The 16,713-nt window shown below is 45.0% G+C and carries 16 protein-coding genes; 9 read left to right on the forward strand and 7 right to left on the reverse strand.

Features of this window, described 5'->3' with window-relative positions; genetic code table 11:
- Window positions 1–5: 5 nt before the first annotated feature.
- Genes GKD17_RS00640 through GKD17_RS00660 form a run of 5 tightly spaced genes read left to right on the forward strand, consistent with a single transcriptional unit; the run spans window position 6 to window position 2,969 of the window.
- On the forward strand, window positions 6–224 hold the full coding sequence (locus tag GKD17_RS00640) for a DUF6132 family protein (protein WP_007834555.1): 219 nt from the start codon (window positions 6–8) through the stop codon (window positions 222–224).
- A gap of 2 nt (window positions 225–226) precedes the next feature.
- Entirely contained in the window at window positions 227–706 is a 480-nt protein-coding gene (gene trxA, locus GKD17_RS00645; protein ID WP_007834561.1) for a thioredoxin, read from the forward strand.
- 38 nt (window positions 707–744) lie between these two features.
- Entirely contained in the window at window positions 745–1,092 is a 348-nt protein-coding gene (locus GKD17_RS00650; RefSeq protein ID WP_007834563.1) for a winged helix DNA-binding protein, read from the forward strand.
- A 23-nt stretch (window positions 1,093–1,115) separates the two neighbouring features.
- Entirely contained in the window at window positions 1,116–1,781 is a 666-nt protein-coding gene (locus tag GKD17_RS00655) for a M15 family metallopeptidase (protein WP_007834564.1), read from the forward strand.
- A gap of 3 nt (window positions 1,782–1,784) precedes the next feature.
- Entirely contained in the window at window positions 1,785–2,969 is a 1,185-nt protein-coding gene (locus GKD17_RS00660; protein WP_007834566.1) for a class I SAM-dependent methyltransferase, read from the forward strand.
- On the opposite strand, the gene GKD17_RS00665 is transcribed toward GKD17_RS00660, so the two are convergent.
- The gene (locus GKD17_RS00665) at window positions 2,966–3,649 is read right to left on the reverse strand and encodes a response regulator transcription factor (protein WP_007834572.1); all 684 of its coding nucleotides are present in this window, start codon (window positions 3,647–3,649) and stop codon (window positions 2,966–2,968) included. The genes GKD17_RS00660 and GKD17_RS00665 overlap by 4 nt on opposite strands.
- 4 nt (window positions 3,650–3,653) lie before the next feature.
- Window positions 3,654–5,192, reverse strand: coding sequence for a sensor histidine kinase (locus GKD17_RS00670; protein WP_032935997.1), 1,539 nt, complete (start codon window positions 5,190–5,192; stop codon window positions 3,654–3,656).
- A gap of 51 nt (window positions 5,193–5,243) precedes the next feature.
- Here GKD17_RS00670 and GKD17_RS00675 point away from each other — a divergent pair, with 51 nt between their 5' ends.
- Window positions 5,244–7,316 (forward strand): outer membrane beta-barrel family protein, encoded by a 2,073-nt coding sequence (locus GKD17_RS00675; protein ID WP_007834575.1) that lies wholly within the window; start codon window positions 5,244–5,246, stop codon window positions 7,314–7,316.
- A gap of 36 nt (window positions 7,317–7,352) precedes the next feature.
- On the opposite strand, the gene GKD17_RS00680 is transcribed toward GKD17_RS00675, so the two are convergent.
- The 3 genes from GKD17_RS00680 to GKD17_RS00690 form a co-directional block, all read right to left on the reverse strand.
- The gene (locus tag GKD17_RS00680; RefSeq protein ID WP_007834577.1) at window positions 7,353–7,781 is read right to left on the reverse strand and encodes a SufE family protein; all 429 of its coding nucleotides are present in this window, start codon (window positions 7,779–7,781) and stop codon (window positions 7,353–7,355) included.
- Between the two features lie 11 nt (window positions 7,782–7,792).
- Window positions 7,793–8,797, reverse strand: a complete 1,005-nt coding sequence (locus tag GKD17_RS00685) for a M20 family metallopeptidase (RefSeq protein WP_007834579.1) — start codon at window positions 8,795–8,797, stop codon at window positions 7,793–7,795.
- Window positions 8,798–8,872: 75 nt separating this feature from the next.
- On the reverse strand, window positions 8,873–10,630 hold the full coding sequence (locus GKD17_RS00690) for a gamma-glutamyl-gamma-aminobutyrate hydrolase family protein (protein WP_007834581.1): 1,758 nt from the start codon (window positions 10,628–10,630) through the stop codon (window positions 8,873–8,875).
- 82 nt (window positions 10,631–10,712) lie between these two features.
- Here GKD17_RS00690 and GKD17_RS00695 point away from each other — a divergent pair, with 82 nt between their 5' ends.
- On the forward strand, window positions 10,713–11,621 hold the full coding sequence (locus tag GKD17_RS00695; protein WP_007854935.1) for a phosphate acyltransferase: 909 nt from the start codon (window positions 10,713–10,715) through the stop codon (window positions 11,619–11,621).
- Window positions 11,622–11,633: 12 nt separating this feature from the next.
- Window positions 11,634–12,698, forward strand: coding sequence for a butyrate kinase (gene buk, locus GKD17_RS00700; protein WP_007834585.1), 1,065 nt, complete (start codon window positions 11,634–11,636; stop codon window positions 12,696–12,698).
- 137 nt (window positions 12,699–12,835) lie between these two features.
- Here buk and GKD17_RS00705 read toward each other — a convergent pair whose 3' ends face one another.
- Both GKD17_RS00705 and GKD17_RS00710 read right to left on the reverse strand, forming a co-directional pair.
- Window positions 12,836–14,086, reverse strand: coding sequence for a DUF3874 domain-containing protein (locus GKD17_RS00705; protein WP_007834587.1), 1,251 nt, complete (start codon window positions 14,084–14,086; stop codon window positions 12,836–12,838).
- A gap of 837 nt (window positions 14,087–14,923) precedes the next feature.
- Window positions 14,924–15,322, reverse strand: a complete 399-nt coding sequence (locus tag GKD17_RS00710; protein ID WP_007834593.1) for a hypothetical protein — start codon at window positions 15,320–15,322, stop codon at window positions 14,924–14,926.
- Window positions 15,323–15,493: 171 nt separating this feature from the next.
- Here GKD17_RS00710 and GKD17_RS00715 point away from each other — a divergent pair, with 171 nt between their 5' ends.
- Window positions 15,494–16,708, forward strand: coding sequence for an IS256 family transposase (locus GKD17_RS00715; protein WP_007839275.1), 1,215 nt, complete (start codon window positions 15,494–15,496; stop codon window positions 16,706–16,708).
- Window positions 16,709–16,713 lie beyond the last annotated feature (5 nt).

Below are 16,713 nucleotides of genomic sequence, written 5' to 3' on the forward strand. Positions count from 1 at the left end.
AGATTATGAAAAAAGAGTTTATAAGAAGGTATGGATGGACATTGCTTGGCATTGTGGCAGGAATGGTAGGAGGATACTTATATTGGCGTTATGTGGGTTGTTCCACGGGAACTTGCCCTATCACTTCTTCTCCTGTCAACAGTTCCATTTGGGGGGCGGCAATGGGAGGATTATTGCTCAGTTCATTTATACCGGAACGTAAAGAAATAAAGAAGGAGGAATAAGTATGAATAAGACAATTTTATTTTTTCTAGCCCTTATGCTGGTTACCACTACAGCTTGCGGCAGAGGAAACAGTAATAATAACCCTGTAAAAGAAGAAACTATGACAACAGAAGGAGATGGAAAAGTCATACATTTGACTAAAGCTGATTTTTTGGCGAAAGTATATAATTTCGAGAAAAACCCGAAAGAGTGGAAATATGAAGGTGACAAACCGGCTATTGTGGATTTCTATGCTGATTGGTGTGGTCCTTGCAAAATGGTAGCTCCTATTCTGGATGAATTGGCAAAAGAATACGATGGACAGATTGTGATTTATAAAGTGGATACAGAGAAAGAACAGGAACTGGCAGGCGTATTCGGTATACGGAGTATTCCGTCCATTCTGTTCATCCCCATGGAAGGAAAGCCGGAGATGGCACAGGGAGCTATGCCCAAAGCATCTTTTAAAAAGGCTATTGATGAGTTTTTATTGAAAAAATAAGTAATTTTGTGCAATAGCATTCAAGAAGAAGCATCAATATGGAAACTTTATGTAAAATAAGAGACCTCTATCGCGCTATTGCAGAATTTGAAACCCGGTTTGAAAAGGTGCATCACCTTTGTCTGAACGAAGGAATGTTGTTATGCTGTCTCTCCAAGAAGAAACGCCTGTCTTCGGGAGAGATTGCAGAACTGTTAGGCCTTACTAATTCAAATACTTCTAAAGTCATCAGATCTGTGGAAGATAAAGGCTATGTAGAGCGTAATCTGGGAGATAGTGACAAACGACAGATGTATTTCTCGCTTACGGCAGAAGGAAAGAAAATTCTGAAGGAGATGGAATGCTGTAATATTGAGATTCCTGAGTTACTGAGGTCTGTTTTGTAATAGTAAACAAGATACCGCTGTAGATGAAGCCCGTTTTTATTTTTATATCATTGCTGATAATGCTCTGTCCCGCTTTCTCGCAAAGCAGGATGGAGCATTATCTTGACTCCTTGGGACTGGTGAATGTAGGCCGGATGGACCCGACATTGAAAATAGATTTGATGTATACCCGTGCCGACAATTTTACCGGGAAAGTCCTTTATGAGGATTTGCAGGAGGCTTATCTTCATCCCGAGGCCGCCAAGGCCTTATTGCAAGCGCAAAAGCGGTTGAAAGAGTTGTATCCAGGTTATTCTTTGATTATTTATGATGCCGCCCGTCCCATGTCCGTGCAGCAGAAAATGTGGAATGTGGTAAAAGGTACTTCCCAAAATATATATGTATCCAATCCGGCTCGGGGAGGAGGATTGCATAACTATGGTTTGGCGGTAGACGTAAGTATTGCAGATGAAAAAGGAAATCCTTTGCCTATGGGAACCAAGGTGGATCATTTGGGCAAGGAAGCCCATATAGATACTGAGGCGGCAATGGTACAGCAGGGAGTCATTACAGCACAGGAACGGAGAAACCGCTTGTTGTTGCGTCGGGTCATGACGGATGTGGGTTATAAACCTTTGCGCAGTGAATGGTGGCATTTTAACTTCCGCAGTCGTGAAGAGGCAAAACGGAACTATAAAGTAATTAGATAAAGGATGGAAATATCAGCAAAAACACTCCATTTCATCGAAGAACATAAGGAGGACGATACGCGTACACTGGCTTTGCAAAGTAAGAAATATCCCGATGTAGACATGGCGGCAGCTGTCACACAAATTGCCGGACGGCAGGTAGCGGCCCGCAAGTTGCCTTCATGGCATCTGGTTTCCGCATTGTGGTATCCTCCTCATTTGTCTATGGAGCAATGTTCTTCCGAAGCAACTGCTTTGTATAAGGCCTCTTTGTTGGAAGGCGATACTTTTGCCGATTTAACCGGAGGTTTCGGTATTGATTGCAGTTTTATCTCCCGGAATTTCAAGCAAGCTGATTATGTGGAGAGGCAGACGGAGCTCTGTGAGCTGGCTTTGCATAATTTCCCTTTATTGGGGTTGGGACATATCCGGATACATAACCGGGATGGGGTGGCTTATTTGCAGGAAATGCTTCCGGTAGATTGCCTGTTTCTAGACCCTGCCAGAAGGGACGGACACGGTGGCAAGACGGTTGCCATCTCTGATTGCGAGCCGGATATAAGTGCTTTGGAGTCTTTGCTGGTTGACAAGGCAAAGAAGGTGATGGTGAAATTATCGCCTATGCTGGATATGTCATTAGCATTGAACGAGCTGAAAACAGTTCGTTCGGTGCACATTGTCGCTGTGAATAACGAGTGTAAGGAGTTATTGTTGATATTGCAAAAAGAGGCCGTTTCATCGGAAATAAGCATCCATTGTGAGCATATTGCAGGCAACGGTGCGAGCCAGCATTACACCTTTACCTTGAAGCAGGAAAAGGCATCGGCCTGTCCCTTGACTGATCAAGTCGGAACTTATTTATATGAACCGAATGTTGCTATACTGAAAGCCGGTGCTTTTCGTTCCCTCACACAAACCTATCCTGTGATGAAACTTCACCTCAGCAGCCATTTATATACCTCTGCTTCTTTGGTTCCGGATTTTCCGGGACGCCGTTTCCGGGTTGAGTCCGTATCGGGCTTTGGAAAAAAGGAATTGAAAGCGTTTTTGAAGGATATGGACAAGGCGAATATTACGATCCGCAACTTTCCATTATCGGTTGCGGAACTGCGCAAACGCCTGAAACTGAAGGAGGGAGGAGATGATTATATCTTTGCCACGACCTTGTCCGACGAGCGGAAAGTCTTGATTAGGGCGAGGAAGTGCTAGTTTATAATCAACTTATAGCCTATTCCCCTGACATTCACAATCCGTATTTTATTGTCTTTGGATAGTTTATGGCGTAACTTCGTAATAAATACATGCAAGCTGCGTGAGTTGAAGAAGCTGTCATCTCCCCAAAGCTCCAACAAGATGCTTTGGCTGCTCACCACTTCATTCCGGTTCTCACACAGGCGTTTTAATATTTCCGATTCCCGGTGGGATAGTTCTTGTGTGTTTCCTGCAAAGTCAAGCTGTTGGGTAACGGAGTTGAACTGATATCCTCCAATGGTATAGGTATTTGTAATTTCCTTTTCTACAAAAGCTTTGTGCATCAAGGCTTTAAGGCGTACAATCAGTTCTTGCATTCCGAACGGTTTTTTCAGATAGTCATTTGCTCCCAGTTCAAACCCCTCCACCACATCATTGATGGCGGACCGGGCAGTGAGAAAGAGGATCGGAGTCACTTTATCGGACTGGCGGATACGTCGTACCATTTCAAAACCATCCATACGGGGCATCATGACATCAGCCACCAACACATCCGGTTTCTGTTCAAAGAACTTCCTTAAGCCTTCTTCGCCATTTCCGGCGGTAGTGATGATGAACTCTTGTTCTTCCAGCGTATCCTTGATAATCATGGCAAGTGTCTGTTCATCCTCTACTAATAAAACGCGTATCTTCTCCATTTGCTTATTCAGGAATTTGAAGTGTAAAGGTACTGCCTTTTCCTGTGATGCTTTCCACGGAAACAGTTCCTTTGTGTTGTTCTATCATTGTTTTTACATAATAAAGTCCTAGTCCATATCCTTTTACATTATGCAGATTGCCGGTAGGAACCCGATAAAACTTATTAAACAGGTGTTTCTGCTTGTCGGTAGGGATACCTATTCCTTTGTCTTGAATCTTTAGCGTTACATGAGCGTTACAACTACTGTTACAAGAACCGTTACAGCGTGTTGCAGAAATGCAAATATACGCCTTTTCATCGGAATATTTTATAGCATTGTCTATCAGGTTGCTGATCACGTTGTACAAGTGCAAGCGGTCTGCGCGTAGGATTATGTCTTCTTTCATAATAAGTTTGAACTCAGCCGGCTTATCAGCTTTCAGCCTATGTTGGCTGATCAGATTTTCCAACATAGGCCTCAGTTCGACAAGCTCATAGTTCAGACGGAAATTCTTCCGTTGTTCCATACTCATGGAAAGGATCTGTTCCACCAATCCGCTGAGCTGTTTCAGCTGGGCTTGGATAATCTGAAGATAGTTCTGTCGTTTTGTCAGATTCTCTGCTCCGTTGAAGTTCAGCAACGCATCGTTGGCGGCGTAAGCTACAGCTATCGGAGTTTTCAGCTCGTGAGTAATGTTATGCGTGAAGTCCTCTTTCATTTCTTCTACGCTTTTCTGCCTTAAGATGATGCGGATAAGAAACCAGAATGACAGACCTAATATAATAATGATAAGGAAAGAAGTATAAAGTATTCCTTTCATTTGCTGCAGGACGATGGTGTTTGTCGGTTCTACCCATAACCGGTATGCCATTTTGTTGTACAAGTCATAATTGTAATAATAGCTCACTGCTTCCTTGCTTGGCTTGTACTTTTGAGGTGAGCTGAATCCCTGTACCAGAGTACTGTCCCGGTGCAAGTTCACAATTTCTATGCGGTGAGGCAGATAGATGATGCCGCGCATGGCAAGTGTCCTTGTGAAAAGGCTGTCGAAAGTATGCAGATTTATTTCCGTGAAAAGATCCAGCTGGCTGTGAATCCCCCGTTGGAAGTATTTGGTGAGCAGTTCCAGTGTACCGTTCTTGTCGATGGTGGTAGATACCGGTTCTTTTATTTCCAATCCGAATTTTCTTTGCTGTTTGAAGGCTTCGGTTTCTACAGTCTTGGTAACCAATGCACTGCTGTCCAGATTGATACTGGATTCAATGTAACCGTTTACGGTTGCGTTGCTCCGCTTTACGGAGTCGCATCGTTCCATCATTTCATTGTAGTCGCTCACCTGTAAGGTTTCTATCAGGCAATTGTCCATATCCTTCTTCATCGAGGTATATAGTCCTGTCAACCAATATGCCTGATAGGCAAAGACGCCTATCAGCGAAAGGATAATCAATGCGGCTATGGCTTTAAACGGTATCTTCATGGTGAGGCAAAAATAGGCACAAAATAAGTATTTTCTTTCTTTTGATAACACTAAATAAGACTTCGTAAGCTGGTGGTAACACATACGGAACACTTTTAGCCTTTACTTTGCATAGACCTTAAAAATAAAACGACGATGAGGACAGTGATTATCTTTTGTTTATGCTTGTTTACATTCACGGTACAGGCGCAGGACGATGTGAATTATACCTATATGGATAGTCTTTTTCAGCAGCTGCCGGAAGTGTTGGTGAAAGGTGAACGTCCTGTAGTAAAAGCAGAACGGGGAAAACTGATTTACGATTTGCCCCGAATGGTAGAACGGCTTCCGGTGAATAACGCCTACGAGGCGGTAAAGGAACTGCCCGGCATCGTGGAACAAGACGGTAATCTGACATTGGGCGGTCGCGGTATAACGGTGGTAATAAACGGAAAGGTCAGTACATTGGATAAGGAAGATCTACGGACAGTACTCGAAAATACCCCTGTCAGTCGTTTGGAGAAAGCGGAAATCATGTATGCTGCTCCGGCCCGTTACCGGATTCGTGGAGCCATGGTGAATGTGATTCTAAAATCGAATATTGGACAGAAACCTGCTTTGTCCGGCGAAGTAGTGGCTATGTATGAACAGTCTCGCAGGGAGGACATTGCAGGCCGTGGAAATTTGCTTTACACTTCCCGGCGCTTTTCGGCGGATGTGATGTATTCATACGGGTTCAAACATACCACTTTCGGATTGGACAAACAGTCATGGCACACTATGGCGGGGGAAGTACACGAGTTGGATTTGAAAACAGAGGCTAAAGGGTATGGCGGCCGGCATAACCTCCGCTTGGGGGCGGATTATGATTTCGGGAAGAAGAACTTGTTGAGTGTGGTTTACAATACACAATACCGCTATGGACAGGACTGTACAAAAATGCGTGGAACAGCCCACAGTGATAAAACGGATGACGGCAGCCGCCAGTTACATAATGTGACAGCCGACTATCAATCTTCTTTCGGCCTTTCGGCAGGAATGGATTTCCTTTTTTTCTCCAGTCCGTCACAGACCTTCTTACAGAAAGATATGCAAAGTGTCCGTCAGACATTGAATTATGACAGCAACCAACGTATCAACCGCTGGTTGTTCTATGCCAACCAGCTTCATTCCTTGCAAGGTGGAACCGAGATCAATTATGGTGTAAAGTATACTACCACACACGATAACAGCTACCAGTTCTATCGGGATGGTGAAACTGGAGCCTTGACTCCCGATAATTCTGAGAAACTGCTTCGAAAAGAATATACTCTGAATATGTACACCGGTGCTTCACATAGTTTTGGGAAGAAGTTTTCTGCCGAAGTTTCCTTGGCCGCAGAGCTTTATCATGCTGAGGGACGCCATAGCTGGATGCTGTATCCCACTGTAAACACAACTTATACTCCGGCAGATGGTCATACCTTGCAAATGTCCTTCACCAGTAATCGCAAATATCCCGCTTACTGGCAGTTGCAACCTATTATACAGTATGTGGACAGCTATACCGAGGCTCATGGAAATCCCGACCTGAAGCCAAGTTCCAATTATTCGCTCGACTTGAATTATCTGTATAAGAATAAATATATGATAGGGGTGAATTACAATTACACACCCGATTACTTTGTGCAGCTTCCTTATCAATTGCCCGACCGTCTGGCGGAGATGAATCAGTTTGTGAATTATGATTTTCAGAAAAGATGGACCATACAGACTATGGCTTCTTATAAAGTGAGTACATGGTGGAACGGGCGCATTTTTGCTTTCGGTCTGTTCTCTCATGACAAGAACAGCCATTTCCATGATATTGCATTCGACCGGCATAAATTCAGCGTCATCCTGAATACCACAAACACATTCATTTTATCGAAAAAACCGAATATCATAGGTACGTTGGCTGGCTTTTACCAATCACGTGCCATACAAGGGGTGTATAACTTAAGTCCTATTTGTAATATTTCGACTTCACTTCAGTGGACTTCTCCGGATGGAAAGACGAAGGTGATATTGAAAGGAAATGATATTCTTAATACATCGAACATGACCACCCGGCTGGCGTGGGGGCAGCAACGGAACCGGACAGAAATGAATTGGGACAATCGTAGCTTTACATTTTCATTCCTCTATAAATTCGGCGGATACAAAGAGAAGAAACGTACCGATGTCGATACCAAGCGGCTGGGGCGATGATTTTTTTAGTGGTTAGTAATCACTAACCACTAATCACTAATTTGCCATTTTTGCCTTGAAAGCCAGCGCATACATACGCATCTGTTTTACCATCGCCAACAAGCCATTGCTACGGGTGGGCGACAAATGTTCTTTCAAACCTATCTTTTCTATAAAGTATAAATCACTGCTTAATATTTCATCAGGAGTATGTCCGCTGACTACTTTAATGAGCAGGGCAATGATACCTTTTACAATCAAGGCGTCACTTTCCGCCTGGAACACCACTTTGCCGCCTTCCATATCGGCTTGCAGCCATACGCGGCTTTGGCAACCATCTATCAGGTTTTGTTCTGTTTTATATTCGGGGGCGAGTGGTTCCTGCTCGTTACCTAAGTCTATGAGCAGTTGATACTTGTCCATCCAGTCATCAAAATCACTGAACTCTTCTATCACTTCGTCCTGAAGTTCGTTTATTGTTTTCATTATTTTATCATTTATTTCTCATTATAAATCACATCCATCACCGTCTGTCCTACCGCTTTCAGCGTGTTACGGTCAATGTTCTCCATCGTATCATTTACCGTATGCCAGAAAGAGCCGAAAGAACTTTGCGGATTACCGGCATCATAATTAATGATATCCACACACGGGATGCGGGCCAGTTTGTTGACATAGATATGGTCGTCTACTGTTTCGCCCCCGTCTTCCTTTACAAAATATTTGCCGTATCCCAGCTCATGTGCCTTTTTCCAGATCTTCTTCATCTCGGAACGGGCGGTGCGGGCCGAGTAACCTTCATAATAGAACGTGGCATCTTTTCCGCCTACCATATCCAGCAAGATTCCATAGCGTGCATTATAGTTCTGAACATGTGGGGTACGTGCCCAGTATTGTGAACCAAGGCACCAAGTGTCTTGTTTGTATCTACCGTCATAAAATTCAGGAATTCCATAATCCTCCGAATCAAAAAACACGATATCTATGCCCAGAGCAGGTTGTTCTTTCTGTATCTGACGGGCGATTTCCAATAACACACCCACACCACTGGCGCCATCATTTACTCCTAAAATAGGAGTGTGGTGATTTTTCGGGTCGGGATCATTGTCGGCATACGGGCGGCTGTCCCAATGGGCGCAAAGCAGGACGCGTTTTTTACTTTCGGGCTTGTAAGCGCCGATAATGTTGCGTGATTTCAGTATAGTACCATCATAAGCTATCAAATCAGCATATTGATTGTATACCTTGGCTCCGAATTTTTCCAATTGTCCTGCCAGATATTCCCCACATTCTTTGTGCGCCTGCGTGTTAGGGACACGGGGACCGAAATCAGCTTGTACCTGAATGTACTGGTAGGCGCTGTCCGCATTGAATTCGGGAGCCTTGATCACTTCTTTGTCTACGGTTTCTGTCCGGTCGTTTCTGCTTTTACTGTTTCCACAGGCTACAGCCGTCAATACAAGCAGCAAGACCGGGATTACTAAAACGTTTTTTATCTTCATACTTATTCCTTGTTATTTAAGTACATATTGTGCATTGTCCTTATCAAGATAGAGAATCTGCGCCGCAAAGTTACGTTATTTTCTTTGTACTTCTTCCATAACGCGCAGGAAGTTTCCTCCCCAGATCAGGCGGATACTTTCTTCACTATATCTTTCCAACAGCAGCCGGCGTGTAAAGTTTATCAATTCTGATGCCGAAGCGCAGCCTGTGATACCGCCGTCACCGTCAAAATCGGTTCCTATCCCTACATGCTCTATGCCCATGACATTTACCATGTGGTTCAGATGCTCTATGGCATCCTTGATGGTAGCTTCTCCGTTCTTACGAAGGAATCCGCCATACATACATACCTGTGCCACACCCCCTTTGGCTGCCAATGCTTTCAATTGGTCATCCGTCAGATTGCGCGGATGGTCGCAAAGGGCACGGGCCGAAGAGTGAGAGGCCACGATCGGTTTTCTGCTGATTTCCAGTGCATCGTAGAAACTTTTCTCTCCGGCATGAGAAATATCTACCATCATTCCCACACGGTTCATTTCTTTTATCACCTGTTCGCCGAATGTGCTTACGCCCAGTTCTTCCTCATTATAACGGGCGGAGCCGCAGATATCATTATTTCCGTTGTGGCAAAGTGTCATGTACACCACGCCACGATGTCGGAAACGTTCTACATTCGTGATATCCTTGCCAATGGCATATCCGTTTTCAATGCCCAGCATGACAGCCTTTTTCTCTGCTTTTTTCAAACGGGACAGATCAGTGGGAGTATATGCTATATCTACGGCTGTGCAGTTTTTGGCAACCATCTCCTCTATTTCGTTCAGGATGCGGTCTGCTTTGGCAGTAGCGGCCGATAAGGCTTCATCGGTACGTTCCAATTGCTTCAGGTAAGCCACCATGATGGTTGCGTCCAGATGTCCTTCCGTCATCTTATGCAGGTCTACCAGGATTTTCTTGTCACGGGTGGCAAAATTTATTCCTTGATCGAAGAACATGGGAGTGTCGCAATGTGAATCCAGCGTTATCATGCGTCTGTGAAGTCTTTTGGCTTCTCTGAAAGAAGAAGATTCCCTTATAAACCACTCGAATAGTGGCATCATGCATGTGTTGTTTTCCAATATGAAACATTCCGGATGCCATTGCACTCCCATCATTGACTTGCATTCGGTAGACTCCATCGCTTCAATGACTCCGTCGGATGAACGGGCGGTTACCCTGAAACCCGGCGCAACCTCTTTTACCGCCTGGTGGTGAAACGAATTGACCGGCAAAACTTCTGTTTCAAACAATTTGTAAAGTAAGGAATCTTTCTCTATCCGAACCGTATGCGAGGCATACCCCCGTCCCAAATCCTGATCGTGTTTGATCCGTTTCCCTTCCATTTGTACATGAATATCCTGATACAGGCTGCCTCCAAAAGCGGCGTTCATTACCTGTATGCCGCGGCATATCCCTAAAATCGGTATCTGCCGGTCTGCGGCCAGTTTGGCAAGCAATAACTCCTGACGATCCCTCCGAGGATTGATACTGTGTAATTCCTTTACCGGCTCTTCTCCAAGGAACAAAGGGTTGATATCCGCACCTCCGGTCAGCAGTAAGCCATCCAATGCATTCAATGAGTTTATCAAACTGTCAGTGTCGTCAACTGGAGGGATGATGAAAGGAATCCCTCCTGCTTTCAGAATGGAAGTGAAATATCCTTCCAGTAAAGTACAGGCTCCCTCCTGGAAGTTTCCGGTAAGTCCGATAACAGGAGCGTCCTTGTGGCATGGAAATGTGCGGTGTATGGCATCGTACTCGGCTGAAATGTCAAATGTTTGAAACGTTTTCATAAGTTAAATTATTCATAGAAACTGAGCAAAGATAGGGATAAATTCAGATTTATTTTTCATATTTGCTAAAAATCTAATGACCATGGAACCGATACAGGACTTCGCCAGCTTGATAAGCCGTTTACGCTCGTTGAAAGAACGGAAACGGGTTGTGGTTGTTTGCCCTAATGACCCTCATACCGAATACGTTATAACCCGTAGTTTGCACGAAGGCTTTGCCGATTTCTTATTGGTAGCGGATACGCCCCATTTATTGAATTCGGAATATATCCGGATGCAATATCCGGACCATGTGAAAGTATACGAGGCGACAAGTCCCGACAAAGCGGCGCAGGAAGCTGTTTCGCTGATACGTGAGGGACATGCGGACGTGTTGATGAAAGGGATTATCAATACGGATAATTTATTGCGGGCCGTGCTTAATAAGGAACATGGTATCCTGCCGAAAGGGAATGTGTTGAGTCATATCACGGTAGCACAGATTCCTACATACAAGAAACTTTTATTCTTCTCGGATGCAGCGGTCATTCCCCGTCCCACCTTGGAACAATTTGAGGCGATGTTGCTGTATGATCTGGAGGTGTGCCGGCGCATGGGGATAGAAGCTCCTCGGGTAGCCTTGATTCATTGTACGGAAAAAGTGAACGAGAAATTTCCCCATACGCTGGACTATGTGACCTTGAAGGAGCGTGCGGCTGCCGGTGTTTACGGAAACATGTACTTGGATGGTCCCATGGATGTGAAGACGGCATGTGATGCGCATAGCGGTGAGGTGAAGGGAATCAGTTCTCCTGTGGTGGGACATGCGGATCTGCTTATCTTTCCCAATATCGAGTCGGGAAATACATTCTATAAAACGGTGTCGTTGTTTGGTGACGCCAACATGGCAGGCATGTTGCGAGGCACTACTTCTCCTGTAGTGGTTCCTTCGCGTGCCGATTCCGGTAATTCGAAATATTATAGTCTGGCATTGGCCTGCGTGGCCGGATAAAACCTTTAAATTATGAAGATATTTGTGATTAATCCGGGCTCTACTTCTACCAAAATAGCCCTTTTCATCGATGAAAAGCCGGTATGGGTGGCAGGGGCCCATCATACTGCGGATGACTTGTCGGAGTTTCACCACGTCAACGAACAGTATGAGTACCGTAAGAATTTTATACTGCGACTGCTTGCCGAGGCGGATATTCCGTTGGATTTTGATGCCGTCATTGCCCGTGGCGGTTTGTTGAAGCCTACGCCCGGCGGGGTGTATGTCATTAACGAACAGATGAAACATGATTTGCTGAACGCCCGGATGGAGCACGCTTGTAACCTGGGAGCGTTGATTGCCGATGAAATTGCCCGGGAATGTCATTGTCCCGCCTACATTGCCGATCCCGAAGTGGTAGACGAGCTGCAACCGGTAGCCCGTTTGACGGGAATACCGGAGATAGAGCGCATTTCCATCTTCCATGCCTTGAACAGTAAGGCGGTATCGCGTAAATATGCCGCTTCCATCGGGAAACATTATGAAGATTTGAATCTGATTGTGGTGCATCTGGGAGGTGGCATATCGGTGGGCGCCCACTGCAAAGGCCGGGTGATTGATGTCAACAATGCCTTGAACGGTGAAGGCCCGTTTTCGCCCGAGCGTGCCGGAACGATTCCTGCCGACCAATTTGCAGAGCTGTGTTTCAGCGGCAAATACACTTTGAAACAGGTTAAAAAGATGCTGAATGGCAAAGGGGGGCTGACGGCTCATCTGGGTATGAATGATGTGGTGACTATCGCCCGGAAAGCTTCCGAAGGCGAGGAGCCTTATAAAGGGGTATTGGATGCGATGCTCTATACGGTGGCCAAACAGGTAGGGGCCATGTATGTCACTCTCCGTGGGCAGGTGGATGCCATTATTCTGACGGGAGGCATTGCTCATAGTGATTACTGTGTAGGGATTCTCAAGGAACAGATTGATTATCTGGCGCCGGTTGTGTTGATGCCCGGTGAAGACGAGATGGGTTCGCTGGCTTATAATGCGTTGGGAGCCTTGAAAGGTGAACTGCCTTTGCAGGTTTACCGGCCGGAATAAGAAGATGGTGGTACATCGGAATTAGAATAAGCGATAAAATTGTTCAAATCCCTCATGGAAGGGTAATGTGTTGATATACAGAAGACTATTATGAAGGAATTATTATAAATTCCTTCATAATAGCTTCAGGGATGTTTTTACCCGGCCAATGCGACCAGTTTATACATATTTCCTGTCGTGGTATGCATCCGTTCCGCTCCCAGGGAGTTCATGATTCTTCCCATTTTGTTTATCGTGATGCCGCGCATGGCTGCCGGATATCGTTTCAGTAGGATATTGAACAAGCATACTGCCGAGTAAAGTTTGAAGTCTTCTCCTTTCTCCGGCAGTCTGAAACAATGGAGAATCATTTCCGCTTCGGTGGGCAAGGCATAATAGGCCTGGTTGCGCAGTTTCAGCTCGGACTCCTCCTCCGCCGAGAACCAGTAACGCTTTCCCTCGTCCAGTTCTGCTTTCAGTTGGGCGAAAAGCTGTTTGTGCTCCAGTGGCGAGCAGTCTATCTTCTCTTTTACCTCGGCAAAGAAATAACGGCGGCTTCCGCTGGGGTCGGTGAGCAGCGCTTTCCGGTTGCTGGTGCCGATGAACGAGGCCATCCGGGGCAGATGGCTGTAGGACGAGCGGTGCGACTTGCGGAAATCCAGTTTTTTCATCTGCATCAGATTTTTCAGCAATGGCAGTTTCTGTGGTGAAAGACGGTCGTACTCATCCAGATTAATCAGTCCGAAGAAAGCCAGCTTCTGCTCACATCCTACCTGTCCGGTCAGTTCGAAGCTGTCCGTATAGTAGTCTTTCAACGAATCGGGCATCAGCAATTCGCAGAAAGTGGATTTGCATCTTCCTTGTTCGCTGCTCACCAGCATGGGAGCTACGGCGTTGGCACACCGCGCCATGTGTCCGCTCCACTGGGCAGTGACACCCAGCATCCAGCGGTGGAAACTGTTTACCCAGAAATCTTTCGTAGATATGCGTTGTGCCAGTGGCGTCACGCGGTCCGCGCCGTCCCATTCGGGAAGGGTGTTCATATAGGAAAGTAACGGATGATAGTCCGGCATCTGCTCCGAGTTCACGAACCGGCTTACATCCTTGTCCCAGCAGTTGATGTGACGTGCACGGGCTTCCAGACACAGGCTGTTCAGGGTGCGTTGGCTTATTACCTTATATATAGGTGTGTCATCGTCTTTTTTGCAATATTCCGTTTGTTCCGTCAGCACGTTGAAGCGAAAATGGTAGTGGCTCAGCAAATATTGTTCCAATTTTTGCTGTACTTGTTCCGTTTCCGGTTTCTTCTGCATTGATAATGAGGGAGATGAACTCTTCACTGTCGGACTTATCACTACATTCGAGGAAGCAAGCTTCTTCATTACTTTGTTTAATAACTTTTTATCCATTATTTGTTGTTTTAGGTTTCCGTTGGAACAAAGATACTGTGTAAAATAGCGTTTTGCAAGTGTTTTTCGTGGGGTTTTAGAGAAAAGTGACTAAACGTAAACATCCTGAATAACAAGCTGTTTCGTCCGGTTGATTACACGATATCTTCCTTTTGATTTAGTTGTTTCACTTAAGTGATGAAGTTTGAGCACTCTAGTGATGAAAGTTCATCACTTAGGTGATACAATATCATCACTTAAGTGAAACAATTTACTTGAAGGGAAGATACAACGACTTCGACCGGATGATACACCTTATTCGTCCGGTTGTTGTCATTTGATGAAATGTGAGTATTTTGCCGGACAGTCATCACCTCGGGATGCGTTTTTGGAGATGGAACGGGGCTGAAAGAATATGAAGTTATTATGAAGAAATCGTAGAAGGATCATTCATAATAACTTGCTTGTAATCAGTAGGTAATGTGCTGATGAAGGGTTTGACGGAAATAATTCCGGTATTACATTTTCTATGCCGGCGAGTGTGTTCTCGGTTACAGAGATGGAAACAGGAGTTATTTGAACAGACCGGTGGGCAAGAGATTTTTCATCAGGCTCCGGTCTGATAATAGAATGGTATCTCATGATGAAATAAGTAAATTATGGGGAAGGAGCGATAATGGAAAATCATAGCCTTTATAATTTGATTGCAAAAATGGGGAAGGTCTTATCAGTGGATACTCGCATTGAATTAGTTACCGTAGGGAAGGACGGTTATGCTCTGAAAATAGAGGATGTTGCGAGCTGCATATGAGTAAGCGTTTCCGCGATTCTATAAGTGTGGTAAAATAAAAAGTTTAATTAGCCTTGTTTAGCTATTTTCCTTTTCCCATTTATCAGGAAGTAGTTCCCTGTATTTTTCAAGGGGTGTGTTCGGTTGCATTCTGCGGTTCTATTGAAGGTGATTGTGATCCCGGAAAGGCTGAACTCTTCTTCCGACAACATGATGGGTACTATTTGAGTGAACGAAGGAGAGGAGGTTGTCGTTCGGGAGTGGGCAACACCATTATAATAATCACGAACCACATCTTTCCTAGCTTGTTTAAAGCTATAGCCCCGTCGGGACATCCAGGAGCTCATATCCCCCAAAGTGGTATGTTGCTTGCGGCAAACATCGGCTAAAGAACAATTGTGGTCTACTTTCAATACTTCCAGAAAACGTTTCCAAGTGGCTCTAAATCTACTTTCTTCTAAATCCATAATACTTCGTTTTTATACGCTGCAAAGATACAAGAACGAAAAAAGACAGACTAGGTAGAATCGCGGAGACGCTTACAACATATTAAAATTAAAGACTTTTCGAGGCTGTAATTTAAACTGTGTCAGCAAAGCAAACAAATAAAGTATTAACTTTGCTAACACAGTTTTTTTATGAGTGAAGAATTTGATTTTGAAAGGATCAAGAACAAGGCAATCGAGCAGCTCAAGGCTGGCAAGCCCTTGTTGGGTAAGGACGGAGCTTTTGCCCCGTTATTGGAGAGCATTTTAAATGCAGCTTTAGAAGGTGAGATGGATGCCCATCTTTCCGAGGATGAACGCATGAGTGGCAACCGTCGTAATGGCAAGATGCAGAAGCAGGTGCAAACTTCTATGGGTGAGGTGACCGTTTCTACCCCCCGTGATCGTAATTCCACCTTCGATCCTCAGTTTATAAAGAAGCGGGAGACCATTCTCGCGGAAGGTGTTGCTGACCGCATAATCGGCCTTTATGCCCTTGGTAATAGTACACGTGAAATAAGCGATTGGATGGAAGAGAATCTTGGTAACCGTGTGTCTGCCGAAACAATCAGTTCCATCACTGACCGGGTACTTCCGGAAATAAAAGCGTGGCGTTCGCGTAGCCTGGATTATATTTATCCGATAGTCTGGATGGATGCCATTCATTATAAAGTCATGGATGAGAGAGGCTGTGCCATTACCCATGCAATCTACAACGTATTGGCTATAGATAAGGACGGTCGTAAGGATTTGCTTGGGATGTACATCTCTAAGAATGAGGGGGCAAACTTCTGGTTGAATGTGCTGACCGATTTACAGAACCGTGGTGTACACGACATTCTCATAGCTTGTGTCGATGGTCTGAGGGGCTTCCCGGATGCCATCCAAAGCGTATTCCCTGATACCATAGTGCAACTTTGTATCGTCCATCAGATACGTAACTCCATCAAATACGTCGGCAGTAAACACCAGAAGGAGTTTCTTAAAGATCTGAAACGGGTTTACGGTGCAGTCAGCAAGGATGCCGCTGAAACGGAGCTTCTTGATTTAGATCAGAAATGGGGAGAGAAATATCCTATCGTCATCAAGTCGTGGCAGGACAACTGGGAAAAGCTCACTGAATACTTCCAGTTCACATCCGATATACGTCGTATGATTTATACGACGAATACCGTTGAAGGCTACCACCGGCAAATACGGAAAGTTACAAAAAACAAGGGTGTGTTCCCTAATGACACCGCCCTTGAGAAGCTTGTCTACCTCGCTTATCGCAACATACGCAAGAAATGGACTATGCCACTGGCTAATTGGGGCACCATTGCCCAACAACTGGCGATAAAGTTTGGAGATAGATTTAAGTTGTTGTAATTTTA

The sequence above is a fragment of the Phocaeicola dorei genome, assembly GCF_013009555.1.
Taxonomy (GTDB): Bacteria; Bacteroidota; Bacteroidia; order Bacteroidales; family Bacteroidaceae; genus Phocaeicola; species Phocaeicola dorei.